Origin of the sequence: Salinirubellus litoreus, assembly GCF_037335815.1 — an archaeon.
In the GTDB taxonomy this organism is placed as follows: domain Archaea; phylum Halobacteriota; class Halobacteria; order Halobacteriales; family Haloarculaceae; genus Salinirubellus; species Salinirubellus litoreus.
The window spans coordinates 4,035,577-4,053,128 of sequence record NZ_CP147841.1; the positions used below are offsets into that span (position 1 = coordinate 4,035,577).

Consider the following 17,552-nt stretch of genomic DNA (forward strand, 5'->3'; position numbering starts at 1 on the left):
ATCGACACAGCGTCCGATCGACGGCCGAGACCGGCCGAGGGAGGTGTTCACGCGCCGACGCCCGGTGTGACCGGTCCGTCGACCGGCGGACGATCGCGGTGTCGGTGACCGTCGACCCGCGAACCGAGCGTCCCCGAACGCGGCCGGCGGTCGGGCGCGGTGACGGCGACGACGGCCGGGGCAGCGCCGGAACGATGCCGTGTCCCGCCGCCGGACACGATCCCGAGCGGCGTGGAGTCGTTCTCCCCGGGACTCCTCCGCGCGGTCCGATCCCCACGAGGGATCCCGACTCGGATCGGTCGAGCCGGCCGGGATGCTAACCTCTAATAGTCTCGCCGCCGCGAATTAATACATGACCGTCGTCAGCGTCTCGATGCCGGAGTCGCTCCTGGATCGGATCGACGAGTTCGCGGAGGGCCACGGCTACACGGGCCGCTCGGAGGTCGTCCGCGAGGCGGCCAGGAACCTGCTCGGCGAGTTCGAGGACCGCAAGCTGGAGGGCCGGTCGCTCCTCGGGGTCGTGACGGTGCTGTTCAGTTACGAGACCTCGAACGCCGAGGAGCGGATGATGCGCCTGCGCCACGAGCACGAGTCGCTCGTCACCTCCAACTTCCACAACCACGTCGGGAACCACTACTGCATGGAGCTGTTCGTCCTCGAGGGGTCACTGGAGGAGATCAGCACGTTCGTCGGGAAGATACGCGCGACCCAGGACACGCTCACCGTCGACTACTCGGTGCTCCCGGTCGACGACTTCGGGGCCGAACTGACTTCCGACGATCACGGCCACGACCACTGAACGACGGACGGTACCGTAGGACAGCGGGGTGTCCCGTCTCCAGCCGAACCGTCCAGTGGACCCGCGGCACCGTCCGTCGAGGCGAGGGTGAGTCGTCGCCAGCCCTCCCGTCCGGTCGGACGCGGCTCCCGGGCAGGAGCCCCGGTTTATCGGGGTTCGACAGTGCGGGACCCGTTACGGGTCGCTCCGGCCGGCAAACGGGACCCGCGCCGACCGCCGGGATCAGTCGACCAGCCGGGTCGCCTCGGGCGGCCCGAACGTCGCCGGGTGTGCGAGTGCCCCCAGTCGCTCGGTCGCCGCGGCCAGCCGCGGCGTCCACCGGGTGAGGTAGCTCGCGCCGTCGAGCGCGAACACCCGGCCGTCCTCGACCGCGGGGAGTTCCTCCCACCCCGGCCGATCGGCCAGTTCCTTCAGCCGTGCGACCGTCTCCGCCTCGTCGAAGCCACAGGGAGCGAGCACCAGCACCTCCGGGGCGGCCGCACGGAGTTCGTTCCACGGGACTTCGACCGACCGCTCCCCGGCCTCGCCGAGCACGTCCGTCCCGCCGGCGGCGGCGACGAGTTCGGGGACCCAGTTACCGGCCCCGCGGACGGGATCGAGCCACTCCAGCACCGCCATCCGGGGGCCCTCCTCCGGGGCTCGCCGCTCGACGGACCCGATCCGGCTCCGCATCCCGTCGATCACCTCCCCGGCCCGGCCCTCGCGGCCGACCGCCCGTCCCACCCGTCGGACGCAGTCGTAGACGTCCGACAGTGACCGTGCGCTCATCCCCACGACGTCGGGATCCACGTCCGCGTCGGCCAGCACCTCGTCGACCAGCGCCGCGTCGACCGCGCACACCCCACAGACCTCCTGGGTGAGCACGAGATCGGGTTCGAGCGACCGGAGCAGGTCGGTGTCGACCTCGTAGACGTGGCCGGCCCCGGCCGCCCGCTCGACCTGTGCGTGGCGGTCGGCGCTGGCCGTCGCGTCCACCGGCGAGCGGTCGAGGACCGGCAGGTCGCGCACCCGGGGCGGGTAGTCACAGGCGTGCGAGACCGCGACCGGGTCGACGCCGAGCGCACAGAGGATCTCCGTCCCCGACGGGGAGGTCGAGACGACCCTCACCGCCGCCACCTCGCCAGTCCCAGGGCCAGGAGCCCGGCGACCAGCGCCGTCACGATCCCCGGACCGGAACCGTCGGCGTCGGTCGTCGTCGGTTCGTCCCCGGTCGGCGTCGACGCCGTGGGCCGCGTCGATGTCGGCGAGTCCGTCGGCGTCGAGGAGTCCGCCGGTACCGACGTCGCCGTGGTCCGGGTCGGGGACGCTGTCGGACTCGGAGTCGGGGTCACGGTCGGACTCGGGATCGGCGTCTCGGTCGCGTTGGCCGCCGCGTACGCCTCGGGGTGGAACGTCTCGGCCAGCGTCGACACCGCGTGGACGATCCGTGGGGCCGGCCGGTTCAGGTGGTTGATATCCACCACGACGGTCCGGTTTCGCTGGATCGCGACCGTCTCCTCGAAGGCGGGCGAGTCGGGGAGGGTCCGCGAGTCGGAGTTGAGCACGATCCACTCCACCCGCCGGTCGACGACGACCTCCTCGTTGACCTGTCGGTAGCCGGTCACGCCGGCCTCGGCGGCGACGTTCTCCGCGCCGGCGGCCGTGATGATCCCGTCGATGAACGTCCCCTCGCCGGCCGTGTAGCCGTAGAAGACGTAGAGCGCCGAGACCGGTTCCGCGTCCCGGGTGGCTTCCTCGACGACCGAGAGACGTTCCCGCATCCACGTGACGGTCCCCTCGGCCCCCTCGCACGCCCCGACCAGCCGTCCCGTCACGTTGGTCTTCCGGTAGACGTCCGCGACGTTCCCGGCCTCCCGGTAGCGGTAGACCGTCAGGCCCGCGCCCCGTAACCGCTCGACCGTCTCGTTGCCCACCGTGTTGGGAGCGAGAACCAGGTCGGGCGAGAGGCCGACGACCTCCTCGGGGTTGATCGTCCGACCCGCTCCCGAGACGTTGGTCCGGTCGGCCGCGCCCTCCAGGTTCATCGCGTGCCTGGTGACGCCGACGACCTTCCCGCGGGCACCGATCTCCCACATCGTCTGTGCGGCGCTCGGGTTCAGCGTCACGACCCGCTCGGGTTCGGCCTCGATCCGGACCGCCGTCCCCGTCGCGTCGACCCGCTCGAACGGGAACGAACAGGTCGCCTGGTCCTCCTGTACGCTCGACTCGCCACCCGCTCGCGTCGGCCCGGCGTCCCCGACGACCCCGCCCACCGCGGGACCGGCGAGGAGGACGAGCGCGACGAGCACGACTCGTAGTTCCATGCGCTCTCGGCGTGCGGCGCTATCCAATAAATATTTATCTAATGCAAGTAAATTTGGAGTAGGTGTGAACCCCACCGAACCGCCGAGACGCGGCCCCGGTAGCCGCCGGAGCGTCGAACGATGACGGGCGAGGACCCCGCATCGACGGCGGCCTCGGCCCCCGAACCCGCCGACGCGCGGTCGCCCGTCCACGCCCTCGGCGTCGGACCGGGATCCCCCGAGTACCTGACCGGCCGCACGCGCGACCTGCTCGACGCGGCCGATATCGTCGTCGGGTTCTCGACGGTGATCGACGTCGTCCGGCCGGTGACCGACGCGACCCTCCTGGAGTGTAGCTACGACGACCAGGAGGATACCCTCGCGGCGTTCGCCGACCGGGTGTCCGCCGGCGGGACCGGCGTGGCCGTGCTGATGGGCGACCCGAGCGTTTCGGGGTACCAGTTCCTCGGTCGGATCGAGCGCGCCGTCGACCGGCCGGTCCGGGTGGTCCCCGGGGTGTCCTCGATACAGGTCGCCGCCGCCCGCGCCCGGACGCCGCTCGAGTCGACCACGTTCGTCACGCTCCACCGCAGGGGGCCGCCGGACGCGGCGCTCGACCGGCTGGTGCGCGACGTCGGCGACCGGCATCTGCTGGTGCTCCCGCGGCCCTACGACCTGATGCCGCCCGACGTCGCAACCCACCTGCTCGACGCGGGCGCGGACCCCGGGCTGTCCGCGCTCGTCGGCGAGCGGCTCACCCTCGCCGACGAGCGGATCACGCGGACGACGCTCGGCGACCTGGCGACCGTCGAGGCGGCGTTCTCGGACCTCTCGGTACTGGTGGTGCGTCGGGGATGAGCGGTCCCGCGCGCTCCGTCCGCGGTCCGCTCGCGGCCGGGCGACGGACGAACCGCCGGACCCCCTCCCCGGCGGGTACTATAGTAGTGTTTGGAAGTCTTTACTCACGGACGGGGGAACCGTCCCCGTCCGGAGTGTGTCATCGGTTCCAAACGCTACTATATGCCGACGACGGACGTAAACGATCCACGAACCCATGACGAACACGACAGACGACACCGACGACGCCGACGACGCAGCGACGACGCTCTCGAAAACCCCCGGCCGGGGCGTCCGCCCCGATGCCCAGGAGATCACCCCGAGCGCGCCCGAGGCGTTCGGTCGCGTGCAGGCCTGGTGGGGCGACGGCAAGGGCAAGACCACGGCCACGCTGGGGATGGGCTTTCGCGCGGCCGGTCACGGCTACCGCGTCCACGTGCTCCAGTTCATGAAGGGCGGGACCTCCTCGGTCGAACCGGTCCGGGGGGAGTACAACGCCATCGCCGCGATGCCGGGGGTCTCGTTCGAGAACCTCGGCCACTACGGCTGGCACTCGATGAACGACGGGTCGGACGACCGCGACCACGAGGCCGAGGCCCGCGCGGGGCTCGAACGTACCCGGGAGCTGCTCGCGGCGGCGGGCGGGGCGGACCTGACCGAGCCGCTCGACCCCGACGGCCCCCCCGAGGACGGGATGCACATGCTGATCCTCGACGAGGTTCTGTACGCCGCCGACCAGGAGCTACTCGACCCCGACGACGTGATCGACCTGGTCGAGTCGAAGCCCGACCGCCTCGAACTCGTCCTCTCGGGGAGCCACTCGAAACCGGAGTACCTCTACGACCACGCCGACCTCGTCACGAACGTCCGCAAGGAGAAACACCACTTCGAGTCGGGGCAGCGCGCGCGGAAGGGAACCGAGTACTAGGACCGGCCCGTTCGGACCCCGGCCGTCCGACGGTCGACGGACGCCGAAGGACGGGCGCAAGACGCCCGACGGACGGCGGCGCACAAAGCCTATTACGGTCCCCTGACCGGGTTCCGGTGGAGGATCGGGGGCACACGCTCCTCCCCCGTCGAGGGCGACACACACCCGTCCCGGGGGAGAGGTAACCTTTCCGCGAGGTCGGAGTCGATCGTCGAACGACACGGTGAAACGGGGAGCGGACGGTCCGGACAGGGTGTCCGTCGCCCCCTCAGACGTCGAAGTCCTCGTCGCCGCCGTCGCCGCCGTCGCCGCCGAGCGGGCCGGCCGCGATGACGTCGTCGATCCGCAGGACGAGTTCGACGGCCTCGGCCGCGCCGTCGATGGCCTGTTCCTTCACGCGCAGCGGCTCGACGACGTGTAGCTCGAACATGTCGCTCACTTCGCCGGAGTAGGCGTCCAGGCCCGCGGCGGTCTCGCCGGCGTCGTGCCTCGCGCGGAGCGCGACGAGCGAGTCGATGGGGTCGATCCCGGCGTTCTCGGCGAGCGTTCGCGGGACGACCTCGAGGGCGTCGGCGAACGCCACGACCGCGAGCTGCTCGCGGCCCTCGACGCCGTCGGCGAACTCCCGTAGCGCGTCGGCGAGGGCGATCTCGGGGGCACCGCCGCCGGGGAGCACCTTCCCGTCGAGCAGCGTCACCCGGACGACGCCCATCGCGTCCTCGACGGCCCGTTCGATCTCGTCGACGACGTGCTCGGTGCCGCCGCGGAGCAGGAGGCTCACGCTGCGGGGGTCCGCACACTCCTCGACGAACAGCAGCGTCTCGTCGCCGACCTCGCGCTCCTCGACGACGCCTGCGTGACCGAGGTCCTCGGCCGAGAAGTCCTCGAAGTCGGAGATCCGCCGCGCACCGGTCGCGCGGGCGAGCGCTCGCATGTCGGAGCTCTTCACCCGGCGGACTGCGAGCACACCTTCACGGGTCAGGTAGTGCTGGACGAGGTCGTCGATGCCCTTCCGACAGAGGACGACGTTCGCCCCGGCGTCGACGATGGCGTCGACGAGGCCCCGGAGTTCGGTCTCCTCGCGCTGCAGGAACTGTTCGAGCTGGTCGGGGGAAGTGACGTTGAGTTCGGCGCTCACCTCCGTCTCGCGTACCTCCAGGGGAACGTCCGCGAGGAGGACCCTCGCGTCCTCGACCCGTCGGGGCATCCCCTCTCTCGCACGCTCCTTGTCGAGCACGACACCCTCGACGAGAACGGAGTCGTCGACCGAACCGCCGACGGCCGTCTCGACGCTCACGTCGTCGAGGTCGATGGTGTCCCCCTCGCGGACGGCGCTCACCGCCCGGACGACGAGATCCGCGAGCTGCTCGCGGGCGGACTCGGCGGCCTTGCCGGTCATCGCCGTGCGGGCGACCTCCCGGATCGACTCCTCGTCGTCGACGACGACCGCCATCGATTCGAGGAAAGCGCGGGCCTCCGCCGCCGCGAACCGGTAGCCGTTCGCGACGATCGTCGGGTGGACCCCCGAGTCGAGGAGGTCCTCGGCCCGCGAGAGGAGTTCGCCCGCCAGTACCACCGCCGTGGTCGTCCCGTCGCCGGTCTCCTCCTCCTGGGTTTCGGCCACCTCGACGATCATCCCCGCTCCGGGGTGCTCGATGTCCATCTCCGAGAGGATGGTCACGCCGTCGTTGGTGACGACGACGTTGTCCGAGGAGTCGACGAGCATCTTGTCCATCCCCTTGGGGCCGAGCGTCGTCCGAACCGCGCCGGCGACGGCCCTCGCCGCGAGGACGTTCGAGCGTCGGGCGTCGCGCCCGCGGGTCCGCTGGCTGGAGCCGCCGAGGATGTAGATGGGTTGACTGCCTGCGTAGGCCATAATCGGGGTACGGATGGTCAGCAGTGGAAATAAGTATAGCGTGATTGGTAGTAGCGCACGTCACCTCATCAGCTGCTTCGGAGCTCACTAGCCAGGTATAGGAATATAGTATCGTAATAGCATCAATTCCACGAACCCTCCCCGACGCAGGAGTTATACCCGGTCGGTCGAAGTCGGGGGTGATGAGCGCCAGGGAGAGCCGGGTGTTCCTCGCCGCGCTGGGCGTCGTCGCGCTCCTCGTCGGGGCGGGCCAGGCGCTCGGACTCGCCGAGGGCCGACGACTGCTCGGGCTGTTCGTGTTCGTCGGGATCGGCATACTGGGACCCCAGCTCTATCTCGCGGCGACCGGCCGCGGAGCGCCGTTCGCACGGGTACGGACGGGGCTCCTCCTGAGCCTGCTGTTCCTCGGCGGGGCGTACGCTCTGACCCCACCGGACGAGGCCACGTCCCTCCTCGTCGTCGCCGCCGTCCTCGGCGGCGCGCTCGTCGTCTCCGAGGGGTTGCGGGTCAGTTCGGCCTTCGACTGACCCGACGGCGTCCGGTCCGGTCGTCCCGAGGTCCCGGGGCCCGGGATCGAGGACGACGGTTCGACCCTTCGACGGGGTGGGGAACCCTCGAATCGGGCCGAGAATCCCGAAAGGAAGAGGGATAGCTATTACTTCTGGACCCATGAACCGAGTAACCCATGCGGAAGAGCGTCGTCACCGGGGACGGGAGGCCTTCGGGCGATGGGGTGTCCCCACCCCTGGACCGCGAGACGGTGTTCAGCATCCTCTCGAACCGGCGGCGGCGCTACGTGCTTCACTTCCTGAAAGCGCGCGACGGATCGGTCGGACTCCGCGAACTCTCCGAGCGGATCGCCGCGTGGGAGAACGACTGCCGGCCCGAACAGGTGACCTCGAAGGAGCGAAAGCGCGTGTACGCCGCCCTCCACCAGAGCCACCTGCCGAAGATGGATCGGGCGGGGGTCATCAGGTACGACCCCGACCGGGGGACGATCGAGCTAACGGAGGCCAGCTCCTCGTTCGACGTCTACCTGGAGATGGTGCCGCGGTCCGAAGTGGACTGGGGGGAGTTCTACCTCGGGCTCGGGGCGCTCGGCACGGTCGTGGCGACCCTCGTCGCACTCGGCGTCTTTCCGTTCCGGCTCCTGCCGCCGATCGCCTACCTGTTCCTGTTCGCGCTGGCGGCGCTCGCGGTCGGTGCCGTCCGGACCTATCGCCGCCACCTGGCGCGCGTGGACGCCGAGACCCCGCCGGGCGTCGAGTGACGCCCGCCGCGCTCGGCGCTCCGGACGCCCTCGGTGTCGGACGCGTCCGCAAACCACTATATGGGATCACCCACAAGGGGATGGCAGTGACGGTTCTCATCGCCGGGCCCACCGAAACGGTGTCGGCTGCGATACCCGACGGAATCGGCGTTCGTCGGGTCGAAACCCTCTCCGGGGCCCGCGATGCGCTTCCGGAGGTGAACCTCGTCGTGGTGAGCTGCGGGTTCGAACCCGGTCCCGACACGCTCCTGGGCGTGGTCCGCTCCGGCGTCCACTGCCCCGCGGAGACCCCGGTCATCAGGCTGGTCGACGGCTCGATCGACGGTGTCGACGAACTCGACGACCCGCCACGCCGGCAGTCCGACTTCGACGCCGTCGTCTCGGCCGACGACCCCGACGCCGTTCGTTCGGCACTGGCGCTCGGCGAGCGGACCGAGCGGTATCAGGACGCGGTTTCGGACCTCTACGAGGCCTGTCAGGCCCGCGCCTCCGGCGAGGAGGACGTCGACGTCGACGACGCCTTCGAGCGGGCGAGCCGCGCGTTCGAGGAGGTCCGCGACGCCGCCGGGCGCACGCCCTACGAACAGCTCCTCGGTCGATCCGACGGGGGGGTCGACTCCGGGGATTCCGTCATCGATTCGGGGGCCGACGAGGGCGAGGTGACCGGCGACGAGGCCGGGTAGGGACCCGGAGACGCGCTGGTTCAGGGGGCGAACGGCAGCAGCCCGTAGAGCGTGAGCGCCATCCCGCCGTAGAACGCCGCGTTGACGAGGAGCGCGATGACACCGACCTTCAGCGTGAGCGTCAGGTACGTCTGCCGACCGATCCAGTCGCCCACCGTCCGGGGGGCGGCGCTGGCCTCCGTCCCGCCGACCACGCGGCGTGAGTCCATCGGTCGGACGTTGACGAACCCTTCGCTCGCGCCGACCGACAGGGCGGAGCGTCCCCGGACCCCGGCTGAGAGCGACTCCGCTCGTGAGCTCGGCCGCGGGGGCGTCACGGTCACCGATCGGGGGCCGCTTTCGGGTGTCGATCGGACGGTTTCGTCAGTTTCCGCCCGGTCGTCGGCGATCGAGTCGACCGGCCCGGCCCCCGTTTCCCCGTCGAGCGCCGAGGAGGGGGGGCGCTCGATAGCGTCGGGACGGTCGCCCGCATTCCCGCCTCGACCGAACCCCCCACAGGCGTGGTGTGGGAACTGGTGAGTGGAGCAGAACCGCTCGCCGCAGTGGCCGCAGGTGAACAGCAGCTCGTCGTCAGCCTCACAGAGCGTACACTCGTCCCCCATTATTTGTTTCGTAGCCTCCATCGTATAAGAAATTACCCAGTCACTCTCGAAAATATCGGCGCTGCACCGGCTACCGCCACTCGACGAGCGAACTCCCGCGGGGCGACCGGCGCGACCGACGGTCTTCTCTCGCCGAGATAACACGCTCGGTCGTTTATTTGGGTCGGTACCGGAGATGGTGGTGTGATGTCGTCACAACACCTGGATGGGAACGAACCGACCGAGATAGGAGAGCTCCCGTCGATCGCCACCTCCGAGGGATCGGTGTTCGGCCTCGGCCTGTTCGAGTCCGAGGGCCGGGTCGCCGACCTCACGGTGCTCACCTTCCTCGTCACGCTCGTCGTGCTCGCCAGCGCGTTCGTGGCGATGATACTCGTCTAATCGCCGGCGAGAAGACGGGAAGCGACCCCGGCGAAGGGTCGGCCGTGGGGACGGGGGCCGGGATCGAGCGGGAAACGCACGGCGAGCGAGGCGGAGGTTTAACGCGGACGACCGCCCAGTCACCGGTGATGGTGGAGGCGCTCGCGGTAGCCAGCGGCAAGGGGGGGACCGGCAAGACCACCGCCACGCTCGCGCTCGGGATGGCGCTCGCCGACCGCTACGACGTGACGGTCATCGACGCGGACACGGGGATGGCGAACCTGCTGTTCCACGCCGGCCTCGCCGACGTCGAGACGACGCTCCACGACGTCCTCCTGACCGAGGATCCGGTGCCGGTCGGGGCGGCGACCTACGAGCGGTTCGGGATGCGGGTGGTCCCCTGCGGGACGTCGCTCGCGGGGTTCGAGGCGGCCGATCCCGGTAGACTCCGGGATGTCGTCGCCGAACTCGCCGACGACGCGGACGTGCTCCTGCTGGACTCGCCGGCCGCACTCGACTCGAAGCAGGCCGTCCTCCCGGTCGTACTCGCCGACCGCGTGATCGTCGTCGTCCAGCCGACGGTCCCCGCGCTCTCGGACGGCCTGAAGGTCCAGGAGTACGCCGCCGCGTACGGGACCGACCTCGCGGGCGTCCTGTTCAACCGGGTCCGCGAGGACGAACCCGTCGAGCGCATCGCCTCGAAGGCGTCGCGGTACTTCGAGGGCCCCACGCTGGGCCACGTCCCCGAGGACGACGCCACGCGGGCGGCCCGCCAGGCCGGCGAACCCCTCCTCGCACACGCACCGGAGAGCCCCGCCGCCCGCGCCTTCGGCCAGGCGGCCGCCGGACTCGACGTCCGCCCCGGCGACGGCGACCGGGTCGCCGACCGCTTCCGGTCGGCCGTGGTCCCCGACCGGCCATGAACGCGAACGACCGCCTCCCGACCGGTCGACTGCTCCGCTCGCGCGTCGTCGACGACCCCGGGGAGGTGCTGGAGAACGCGCTCGACCGCGAGCTGACGGGATACGCCACGCTCGAACCCCAGGGGGCGCTCCTCGACGACGGACGGGGTCGCGGCATTCTCGTCTTCGAGGCGGGCGTCCCTCGACTCGCCTACCATCCCCGGACGGGCGGTGGCGAGGCCGCGCTCTCGGCGATGGCCGATCCCGGTCCCTGCCGGATGGAGCTCCACGAGACCCCTGCCCCGACACTGCCGGCGTTCGACGCCCCGGGGCCGTCGGTCGACCCCGGCCGACCGGCCGAGCGACTGGCCGAGGACACCGACCTCGCCGCCCGGACCCGGCGACGCACGCCCGAGGGCGACGAAGGGTCGGCCGTCGAGGCGTTCCTCGAGAACGGAGCGGCCGTCGCGGCCGTCCGCGAGGAGGCCCGCGCCGAGGCCGAACGGCACGCCGAGGAGTGGGGGCTCGAAGGTGCGCTGCGGGACGAGGAGTCGTCACGGGTGGACCCCGAGTAGTCGTCGTCGACCCGGCGAGGAGGAGAGCGGTTGGCGTGGCGGGCGTGGGGGCGGGCGTGCGGAATACTTAGGACCATCTGAGTCGTACCGGGGCGGATGGATTCACGGTCGGACGAGCATCTGGTGGCGGGATCGGATCGTTCCCCGAGAAGCGACACGGATGCCTGCCCGGACACTATCGAAGACCTGGCGACAGGGGCGTCCATCACGTTCCTCGAACGCGGTATCGACGAACAGGGAGCGTACTTGGTGATGAATGGCGTTCTCCCGCCGGGAACCGATAGCGGACCCGCCCGTCTGCACCCACAGTCGGAGGTACGCTCGAAGGTGATGGCGGGTCGGGCCAACGTGACGGTTCGCGGTGAATCCCACACCCTGCTTCCCGGCGAATCGCTGACCATCCCACCCGGAGAGGCCCACAGCATTCGGAACGGCGGTGCCGACAGTCTCGTCGTTCGGACGACGCTCCGCCCGCCCGGCGAGTTCGAAGCCGCCATTCGGGCGCTCTACGAGGTCGGGGCAGGAGGGCAACCGGATCTGTTCGCAGTGGCTGCGGTGCTCTCTCACTACCGGGAGGACGTGCGTCTCGCAGGGATTCCGTGGTGGCTTCAGCTCCCCTTCCTGAGTGCGCTCGCCAGGATTGGGACATTGCTCGGTCGAAATCCGCTCAGGTAGTCCGCCGCCCAGTCGCGCTCAGTTTGTCGTGACGCTTGTTTGCGGACCGTTGAGTACGACGACGAGCGTATCCTGTAGCGTTCGTGCGAATGAGGAGCAGTCCGGCTGGCGTATGGAAACCTTCGACACGGTTATCTTCTTAGACGGCTACTGTAACTTCAGCGATAAAAATGGCATCGTCTACTAACCAAGCAGCCGAGAGTATCGAGCGGTCGACCGGTGTGAGTCAGTGGAACTACCTGCGTGTAGGAGGTCTGGCCGCGCTAACCGAGGCGGCCATCTACGTGGCAGGTATCGCGTACTTCCTCGTCATCCTCGATCTCGCGAGCGTCACCGGGGCGCTCCAAGAGGTCGAACTGTTCGTCGCGAACGAGACGAGTCTGTACGCCATGAACCTGCTCATCTACGTGGTCTTCGGTATCGTGCTGGTGGCACTCGTTCTGGCGCTCCACGAGCGGCTCGAGACCGACGCACCGATGCTGATGCGCGCGACGACCGCGTTCGGGCTCATCTGGGCCGGCCTCGTCATCGCAAGCGGGATGGTCGCTACCCTCGCGACGGGCGTCGTCGTCGACCTCTACGGCACCGATCCGACGCAGGCGACCACGGTCTGGCTGGCAGTCAGTCCGGTCATCGACGGGCTGGGCGGTGGCAACGAGATCGTCGGCGGCCTCTGGACGCTGCTCGTGAGCGTGGTCGCGTTACGGACGCGGGCACTGCACCGACTGGTGAACTACTTCGGGCTCGTGGTCGGGACGGCAGGCATCCTCTCGGCGATTCCAGCGCTCGGTGAGATCGGCGGTGGCATCTTCGGACTCACCCAGATCGTCTGGTTCGTCGCTCTCGGCGTCCTCCTGTTACGCGCGGGTCGCCGCGAGGCGTCCGCGTACCTCCGTGATGAGTGACCCGACCGACCGCGGTGTGAGACGAACACGGACGGTTTGCTGAATGCACACTCTGTACGCAGCGGACCGATAATATCGTCCTGCTACTATTACAGCGCTACCGGAGAGAGGAACCCGGGGGGATCCGCTCAGAACGGCCAGAGCGGATCGAGGAGCACCGGGAACCCCGGACTCCCGGGCGAGAAGAGGCCGTCCCCGGTGAGTCCGACGAGCGGGAGCCCGTAGGCCAGGATCACCAGCACGACCGCGATCGCCGTCCACAGCCAGAGGTTGTCGAGCACCTTCGGGCTGTGTTCCGGTCCCGAGAGCGCCGGCGGGATCTCGCCGCTGACGCCGATGTTCCCCCCGCGGGGGTTCATGTAGGTGTCCCACATCACCGCGAGGAACATCAGCAGGGCGACGAACAGCAGGACGCCCCCGAGCGCGATCTGGATCCGCATGCTCGAGACGCTCCCGAACGCGCTCTCGTAGACGATCTCCGCACCCCCGTACTCGTAAGGTTCGGCGGTCCGGCGGGGGACGCCCGCGAGGCCGGCGCGGTGCATCGCGTTCGACATCAGCACCATCCCGATGAACCAGACGTACGGCTGGACGGCGGCGACGCTCTGCAGCCCGAGCCGCCGGCCGGTCACCTGCGGGACCAGCCAGTAGGAGATGGCCATCGCGGTCAGCGCGAACGCCGTCCCGACGGTGAGGTGGAAGTGGCCGGGGACCCACAGCGTGTTGTGGATGAGGTAGTTGATGTTCATCCCGGCGTTGATCATCCCGGAGAAGCCGCCGGCGGCGAACATCAGCCCCGCGAGGGCCGTCCCGGAGAAGGCGGGGTTGCCCCACGGCAGGGCGCGGAGCCAGCCGAAGTAGCCCTCACCGCCGCGCTGACGAGCGCCGTGCTCCATCGAGGCGACCACGGTGAACGCGGTCAGCAGCGAGGGGAGCAGGAGGAACATGGTGTTCGTCATCGCGACGAACTTGAACCCCTCGGGGATGCCCGGGTCGACGTACTGGTGGTGGAACCCCACGGGCGTCGAGAGCAGCAGGAACAGCACGAACACGATGCGTGCGAGCCCGTCGCTGAACAGCCGTCCGCCCGACAGCTTCGGGAGGATGGTGTACCACACCAGGTAGGCGGGCATCAGCCAGAAGTACACGACCGGGTGGCCGAAGAACCAGAACAGCGTCCTCGTCAGCAGGGGGTCGACCGTCTCGACGAGGCCGAGCGACCACGGGATCAGGAACACGACGACCTCGACGGCGACCCCGACCGTGGCGATGTACCACATCAGCATCGTCACGAGCACCATGAACGCCTGGAGCGGGATGCGCTCGTCGGGGTGCTCGCGCCGCCACGCGAAGAACGTCCGGAAGTAGTTCGCCCCGGCGATCCACGACCCGATGATGATGAGCGCCGCCCCGACGTAGAAGATCGGGTGGGCCTGTAGTGGCGCGTAGAACGTGAACAGCACGTCCGCGCTCACCGGGCTCCCGGGGATGAACCCGGCGAGGATCGCGCCCCCGGCGAGCAGCGTCCCGGTGATCAGCGTCCGGAACCAGAGCTTCGTGACCGCCCTGCTGGGGACGCCCCGTTCGAGGCTCGCGGTCATGGCCCAGAGGAACAGCCCGGCGATGAAGAACGTCGTGAACACGAGCACCATCAGCACGCCGTGGGCCGTGAGGACGGTGTAGTAGTCGGCGGAGGAGACGATCCCGCGATAGATGCCGGTCCGGTGGAGCGCCTGTATCACCCCGAACAGGCCGCCCCCGGCGAGCGCGGCGAACGCGACGGCGAAGCAGTAGCGTACGACCCGTGACTCGTAGGGGTAGCGCTCGACGAACGCCGCCTCGCCGGCGGTGTCCGTGACCGTTTCCTCGCGGGTCGCCGTCGGTGTCTCGTCGACGAACGCCATCAGGGCTCACCCCCCTGGAGGTCGGCCGACGCGTCGGTCCCGTTGAACTCGGACGGCGGCACGGTGCGGAGCTCGCCGGCCATCTCGTGGTGGCCCGACCCGCAGTACTCGTGACAGACGATGGCGTACGTCCGTGGCTCGGTCGGGAACTCCGCCGTGATCTCGGCCACCTGCCCCGGGATGACCATCGTGTTGACGTTCGTCCCGACGAGGTTGAACCCGTGGACGACGTCCGAACTCGTCACGTAGAACGTCACCGTGCTCCCGGCCGGGACCTCGATGGGAGTCCCGGTCCCGGGCTGGAAGACGAACTGCTGTGCGACGACGTGGACGGCGTAGTGGTTCTCGCCGACCTGTTGCACCCCGGGATCGGAGAACTCGGGGTGGTCGCTCAGCGCGGTGGGGTCGACGGTGCCGCCGCTGTCGTCGACCATGGCCACCCCCGCGCCCACGGCACCGTACGTGATCGTCCCGATGAACCCGACGATGAGCAGTAGCGATGCGCCCAGCCAGATCTTCTCGAATCGGTGTATCTCCATCCTTGTCACCCGATTATCGTGGGCCCGCCGCCCAGGAACTCGACGAAGTACATGAACACCCACAGCACCGCCAGGATGACGAAGTAGACGGCGATGAGCGCCGCCGTCCCGACCGGGTCGTACTCGTCGTGACCGATCTCCCGCACGGTACTCGTCGTGGACGTCCCCGCGGCCTCGACGGCCGGCTCCGTCGTGTGACCCGCGTAGGCGTCCCGGTTCATCCAGACGTACCCCAGCGCCGCGAGCACCGGCAGCGCGAGCGCGGCGAGCCCGCCCGCGAACACCCGCAGAGCGATCTCCATACCCGCCACTCCCTCGCCACCACCCTCGGCCGGCGGCCCGCCGACGTTCCCGACGACGACGGCCCCCTTCATGCCGAGCGAGCGGTGGGGCGTGCAGTAGTACCGCGAGACCCCCTCCTCCTCGAACGTGTGCTCGAAGGTGAACCCCGCCTCGGTGGCGAGGTCCGACTCGTAGCTGTACTCCTCGTCCTCGCTGACGACGTTGTGGCTGGACCCCTGTCCGGTCCACTCCCAGATCACCGTCGTCCCCGGGTCGACGCGGACCGCGGCGGGCGAGAACGCGAAATTCCCGCCGTTGCCCTCCGTGCCGACCTGGACGGTCACCTCCGACTGGCCCCGCCGGTCGACGGTCGACTCGAAGTTCGAGACGTCCTCGAACCAGCCCTCGTAGTCGGGTTCGCCGACCTGGACCGGGCCGGCACCCTGGTCGCCGACGACGACGGCCCCCTTCATGCCGAGCGAGCGGTGGGGCGTGCAGTAGTACCGCGAGACCCCCTCCTCCTCGAACGTGTGCTCGAAGGTGAACCCCGCCTCGGTGGCGAGGTCCGACTCGTACTGGTAGGTATCACCCTCGCTGACGACGTTGTGGCTGGATCCCTGTCCGGTCCACTCCCAGATCACCGTCGTCCCCGGATCGACCCGGATCGCGGCGGGCGAGAACGCGAAGGCTCCGCCGTTGCCCTCCGCGCCGACCTGGACGGTCACCTCCGACTGACCGCGCCGGTCGACGACTCCGTCGAAGTTCGAGACGTCCTCGAACCAGCCGCCGAAGTCGACACCACCCTCCCCCTCCTGGGCGGTGGCGAGACCGGGCCCGACCGCTGCCGCGCCGAGGGCTCCGGCGGTGCCCCCGAGTACGGCCCGGCGTGTCGGGCCCTTGCTGTTCGAACTCATTGTACGTCTCGTCCCCGGTCGGTGGGGTACTTAGTTCTATATGGCCGGTGGGTGTCTACCGTCCCCCCGTCTTCCGGTTCTTCGTGCATACTTCCTGACGGAAGCCGGTGCGAACGACGCTCACTTAACACGGGCTTCGGTTCTCGCCGAACGAGGAGCAGCGTCGGCTTTTTACCACCCCCCTCCCAACCGCGCGCTATGCGATATCCCCCACACTACGCCGCGGGCATCGTGCTGGTGGCGCTCCTGACGGCGGCACTCTTCGGCCTCGATCGGGCCGCCTTCACCTCGATGGCGCTGACGATGGTGAGCGTCGTCCTCATCGCCGCCAGCGTCGCGCTGCTGTTCGGCGGCGGCGACGACCGCGACCTGCCCGGGAAGGCCTGACGCTCCATGCCGGGAGCCGGACCGGAGCTCGGGCTCGTGGCCTTCCTCGCCATCGGGTTGCTCGGCGGCGTCCACTGTCTGGGGATGTGTGGCCCGCTGGTGACGCTGTACGCCGACCGGATGGCTACGGACCCTGGCCCCCGGGCCGACGGGGGAACCGTCGAAGGGGGGCGGGGGTACGCCAGCCCGGACCGCGGACCGACGTTCCGCGAACTCCGCCAGCACCTGCTGTTCAACCTCGGCCGAACCCTGGCGTACGCGACCGTCGGGGCCACGATGGGCGCGCTCGGCGGGCTCGTCTACGACACGGCGGCGGTCGCCGCCGTCGCCGGACCCGTCCGGGGGGTCACGGGCGTCGTCGTCGGCCTCCTGGTCGTCGCCGCCGGCGTGACGAACCTCCGTGGGGAACAGGGAGGACACCTCCCCGTCGGCGGGCTGTTCGGTCGGGTCTCGGCCGCGCTCACCTCGCGGGTCGACCGCTGGGTCCGCGGCCCGCGCATCGTCGCGCTCGGCGCGATCCACGGGCTCATGCCGTGTCCGATCCTCTACCCGGCGTTCCTCTACGCGCTCGCCGTGGGGTCGCCCGTCCACGGCGCGCTCGCGCTCGCGCTCCTCGGGATCGGGACCGTCCCGACGCTGTTCGCCTACGGCACCGTCCTCGGATCGCTCTCGCCGGGCACCCGCGAACGACTCCACCGCGTCCTGGGCGCGCTGTTCGTTCTCCTGGGATATCTCCCGCTGGCGATGGGGCTGGCCCAGTTCGGGGTCACCCTCCCGATGCCCGAGGTACCGTTCTACCAGCCGCTCGCCTGAGACCACACATCCCACAGCC

General features: G+C 69.8%; 20 protein-coding genes. 13 read left to right on the forward strand and 7 right to left on the reverse strand.

Going from position 1 to position 17,552, the window contains the following annotated elements:
* Window positions 1–352 precede the first annotated feature (352 nt).
* Window positions 353–799, forward strand: coding sequence for a CopG family ribbon-helix-helix protein (locus tag WDJ58_RS20195; RefSeq protein WP_338915111.1), 447 nt, complete (start codon window positions 353–355; stop codon window positions 797–799).
* Between the two features lie 222 nt (window positions 800–1,021).
* Here WDJ58_RS20195 and WDJ58_RS20200 read toward each other — a convergent pair whose 3' ends face one another.
* Both WDJ58_RS20200 and WDJ58_RS20205 read right to left on the reverse strand, forming a co-directional pair.
* Window positions 1,022–1,906 (reverse strand): ABC transporter substrate-binding protein, encoded by an 885-nt coding sequence (locus WDJ58_RS20200; protein WP_338915112.1) that lies wholly within the window; start codon window positions 1,904–1,906, stop codon window positions 1,022–1,024.
* Window positions 1,903–3,102, reverse strand: coding sequence for a PGF-CTERM-anchored ABC transporter substrate-binding protein (locus WDJ58_RS20205; RefSeq protein WP_338915113.1), 1,200 nt, complete (start codon window positions 3,100–3,102; stop codon window positions 1,903–1,905). Before WDJ58_RS20205 ends, WDJ58_RS20200 begins: the two co-directional genes overlap by 4 nt.
* A 120-nt stretch (window positions 3,103–3,222) precedes the next feature.
* On the opposite strand from WDJ58_RS20205, the gene WDJ58_RS20210 reads away from it, so the two are divergent.
* Window positions 3,223–3,939, forward strand: coding sequence for a cobalt-precorrin-7 (C(5))-methyltransferase (locus tag WDJ58_RS20210; protein ID WP_338915114.1), 717 nt, complete (start codon window positions 3,223–3,225; stop codon window positions 3,937–3,939).
* Between the two features lie 196 nt (window positions 3,940–4,135).
* Entirely contained in the window at window positions 4,136–4,846 is a 711-nt protein-coding gene (locus WDJ58_RS20215) for a cob(I)yrinic acid a,c-diamide adenosyltransferase (protein ID WP_338915115.1), read from the forward strand.
* Between the two features lie 268 nt (window positions 4,847–5,114).
* Here the strand turns inward: WDJ58_RS20215 and thsA are convergent, their stop codons facing one another.
* The gene (gene thsA / locus WDJ58_RS20220) at window positions 5,115–6,722 is read right to left on the reverse strand and encodes a thermosome subunit alpha (protein WP_338915116.1); all 1,608 of its coding nucleotides are present in this window, start codon (window positions 6,720–6,722) and stop codon (window positions 5,115–5,117) included.
* Between the two features lie 182 nt (window positions 6,723–6,904).
* Between thsA and WDJ58_RS20225 the strand changes: the two genes are divergently transcribed.
* The 3 genes from WDJ58_RS20225 to WDJ58_RS20235 all read left to right on the forward strand — a co-directional run bounded on the left by WDJ58_RS20225 (window position 6,905) and on the right by WDJ58_RS20235 (window position 8,675).
* A complete protein-coding gene (locus WDJ58_RS20225) occupies window positions 6,905–7,249 on the forward strand; it encodes a hypothetical protein (protein ID WP_338915117.1) in 345 nt (114 codons plus the stop codon).
* Between the two features lie 158 nt (window positions 7,250–7,407).
* A complete protein-coding gene (locus WDJ58_RS20230; protein ID WP_338915118.1) occupies window positions 7,408–7,992 on the forward strand; it encodes a DUF7344 domain-containing protein in 585 nt (194 codons plus the stop codon).
* Window positions 7,989–8,675 carry a hypothetical protein gene (locus WDJ58_RS20235; RefSeq protein ID WP_338915119.1) on the forward strand — a complete coding sequence of 229 codons (687 nt, stop codon included), beginning with the start codon at window positions 7,989–7,991 and terminating at the stop codon, window positions 8,673–8,675. The genes WDJ58_RS20230 and WDJ58_RS20235 overlap by 4 nt, the downstream gene beginning before the upstream one ends.
* A gap of 20 nt (window positions 8,676–8,695) precedes the next feature.
* On the opposite strand, the gene WDJ58_RS20240 is transcribed toward WDJ58_RS20235, so the two are convergent.
* Complete coding sequence (locus tag WDJ58_RS20240) at window positions 8,696–9,277, reverse strand: AN1-type zinc finger protein (RefSeq protein WP_338915120.1); 582 nt, start codon at window positions 9,275–9,277, stop codon at window positions 8,696–8,698.
* A 186-nt stretch (window positions 9,278–9,463) separates the two neighbouring features.
* On the opposite strand from WDJ58_RS20240, the gene WDJ58_RS20245 reads away from it, so the two are divergent.
* The 5 genes from WDJ58_RS20245 (at window position 9,464) to WDJ58_RS20265 (ending at window position 12,694) form a co-directional block, all read left to right on the forward strand.
* Complete coding sequence (locus tag WDJ58_RS20245) at window positions 9,464–9,658, forward strand: hypothetical protein (protein WP_338915122.1); 195 nt, start codon at window positions 9,464–9,466, stop codon at window positions 9,656–9,658.
* Window positions 9,659–9,786: 128 nt separating this feature from the next.
* Window positions 9,787–10,560 carry a P-loop NTPase gene (locus WDJ58_RS20250; RefSeq protein WP_338915123.1) on the forward strand — a complete coding sequence of 258 codons (774 nt, stop codon included), beginning with the start codon at window positions 9,787–9,789 and terminating at the stop codon, window positions 10,558–10,560.
* On the forward strand, window positions 10,557–11,114 hold the full coding sequence (locus WDJ58_RS20255; RefSeq protein ID WP_338915124.1) for a hypothetical protein: 558 nt from the start codon (window positions 10,557–10,559) through the stop codon (window positions 11,112–11,114). The genes WDJ58_RS20250 and WDJ58_RS20255 overlap by 4 nt, the downstream gene beginning before the upstream one ends.
* Window positions 11,115–11,210: 96 nt before the next feature.
* Window positions 11,211–11,789: a cupin domain-containing protein gene (locus tag WDJ58_RS20260; protein WP_338915125.1), complete on the forward strand. Its 579-nt coding sequence runs from the start codon at window positions 11,211–11,213 to the stop codon at window positions 11,787–11,789.
* 221 nt (window positions 11,790–12,010) lie between these two features.
* Window positions 12,011–12,694: a hypothetical protein gene (locus tag WDJ58_RS20265; RefSeq protein WP_338915126.1), complete on the forward strand. Its 684-nt coding sequence runs from the start codon at window positions 12,011–12,013 to the stop codon at window positions 12,692–12,694.
* 128 nt (window positions 12,695–12,822) lie between these two features.
* Here WDJ58_RS20265 and WDJ58_RS20270 read toward each other — a convergent pair whose 3' ends face one another.
* From WDJ58_RS20270 to WDJ58_RS20280, 3 genes are read right to left on the reverse strand one after another with little or no spacing between them, the layout of a single operon-like run.
* Entirely contained in the window at window positions 12,823–14,598 is a 1,776-nt protein-coding gene (locus WDJ58_RS20270) for a b(o/a)3-type cytochrome-c oxidase subunit 1 (protein ID WP_338915127.1), read from the reverse strand.
* Window positions 14,598–15,137, reverse strand: coding sequence for a cytochrome c oxidase subunit II (locus WDJ58_RS20275; RefSeq protein ID WP_338915128.1), 540 nt, complete (start codon window positions 15,135–15,137; stop codon window positions 14,598–14,600). The genes WDJ58_RS20270 and WDJ58_RS20275 overlap by 1 nt, the downstream gene beginning before the upstream one ends.
* A 5-nt stretch (window positions 15,138–15,142) precedes the next feature.
* Window positions 15,143–16,333, reverse strand: a complete 1,191-nt coding sequence (locus tag WDJ58_RS20280) for a halocyanin domain-containing protein (protein ID WP_338915129.1) — start codon at window positions 16,331–16,333, stop codon at window positions 15,143–15,145.
* Window positions 16,334–16,531: 198 nt separating this feature from the next.
* Here WDJ58_RS20280 and WDJ58_RS20285 point away from each other — a divergent pair, with 198 nt between their 5' ends.
* Both WDJ58_RS20285 and WDJ58_RS20290 read left to right on the forward strand, forming a co-directional pair.
* Entirely contained in the window at window positions 16,532–16,720 is a 189-nt protein-coding gene (locus WDJ58_RS20285) for a hypothetical protein (protein ID WP_338915130.1), read from the forward strand.
* A gap of 6 nt (window positions 16,721–16,726) precedes the next feature.
* Window positions 16,727–17,533: a sulfite exporter TauE/SafE family protein gene (locus WDJ58_RS20290; protein WP_338915131.1), complete on the forward strand. Its 807-nt coding sequence runs from the start codon at window positions 16,727–16,729 to the stop codon at window positions 17,531–17,533.
* The last annotated feature ends 19 nt before the right edge of the window (window positions 17,534–17,552 follow it).

Excerpts from the sequence above, each read along its gene's own strand:
- WDJ58_RS20260 (WP_338915125.1), top strand. The coding sequence starts at position 11,211 with ATGGATTCACGGTCGGACGAGCATCTGGTGGCGGGATCGGATCGTTCC.
- WDJ58_RS20210 (WP_338915114.1), top strand. The coding sequence starts at position 3,223 with ATGACGGGCGAGGACCCCGCATCGACGGCGGCCTCGGCCCCCGAACCC.
- WDJ58_RS20255 (WP_338915124.1), top strand. The coding sequence starts at position 10,557 with ATGAACGCGAACGACCGCCTCCCGACCGGTCGACTGCTCCGCTCGCGC.
- WDJ58_RS20195 (WP_338915111.1), top strand. The coding sequence starts at position 353 with ATGACCGTCGTCAGCGTCTCGATGCCGGAGTCGCTCCTGGATCGGATC.
- WDJ58_RS20240 (WP_338915120.1), bottom strand. The coding sequence starts at position 9,277 with ATGGGGGACGAGTGTACGCTCTGTGAGGCTGACGACGAGCTGCTGTTC.
- thsA (WP_338915116.1), bottom strand. The coding sequence starts at position 6,722 with ATGGCCTACGCAGGCAGTCAACCCATCTACATCCTCGGCGGCTCCAGC.
- WDJ58_RS20225 (WP_338915117.1), top strand. The coding sequence starts at position 6,905 with ATGAGCGCCAGGGAGAGCCGGGTGTTCCTCGCCGCGCTGGGCGTCGTC.
- WDJ58_RS20215 (WP_338915115.1), top strand. The coding sequence starts at position 4,136 with ATGACGAACACGACAGACGACACCGACGACGCCGACGACGCAGCGACG.
- WDJ58_RS20290 (WP_338915131.1), top strand. The coding sequence starts at position 16,727 with ATGCCGGGAGCCGGACCGGAGCTCGGGCTCGTGGCCTTCCTCGCCATC.
- WDJ58_RS20285 (WP_338915130.1), top strand. The coding sequence starts at position 16,532 with ATGCGATATCCCCCACACTACGCCGCGGGCATCGTGCTGGTGGCGCTC.
- WDJ58_RS20230 (WP_338915118.1), top strand. The coding sequence starts at position 7,408 with ATGCGGAAGAGCGTCGTCACCGGGGACGGGAGGCCTTCGGGCGATGGG.
- WDJ58_RS20245 (WP_338915122.1), top strand. The coding sequence starts at position 9,464 with ATGTCGTCACAACACCTGGATGGGAACGAACCGACCGAGATAGGAGAG.
- WDJ58_RS20270 (WP_338915127.1), bottom strand. The coding sequence starts at position 14,598 with ATGGCGTTCGTCGACGAGACACCGACGGCGACCCGCGAGGAAACGGTC.
- WDJ58_RS20250 (WP_338915123.1), top strand. The coding sequence starts at position 9,787 with ATGGTGGAGGCGCTCGCGGTAGCCAGCGGCAAGGGGGGGACCGGCAAG.
- WDJ58_RS20275 (WP_338915128.1), bottom strand. The coding sequence starts at position 15,137 with ATGGAGATACACCGATTCGAGAAGATCTGGCTGGGCGCATCGCTACTG.
- WDJ58_RS20280 (WP_338915129.1), bottom strand. The coding sequence starts at position 16,333 with ATGAGTTCGAACAGCAAGGGCCCGACACGCCGGGCCGTACTCGGGGGC.
- WDJ58_RS20205 (WP_338915113.1), bottom strand. The coding sequence starts at position 3,102 with ATGGAACTACGAGTCGTGCTCGTCGCGCTCGTCCTCCTCGCCGGTCCC.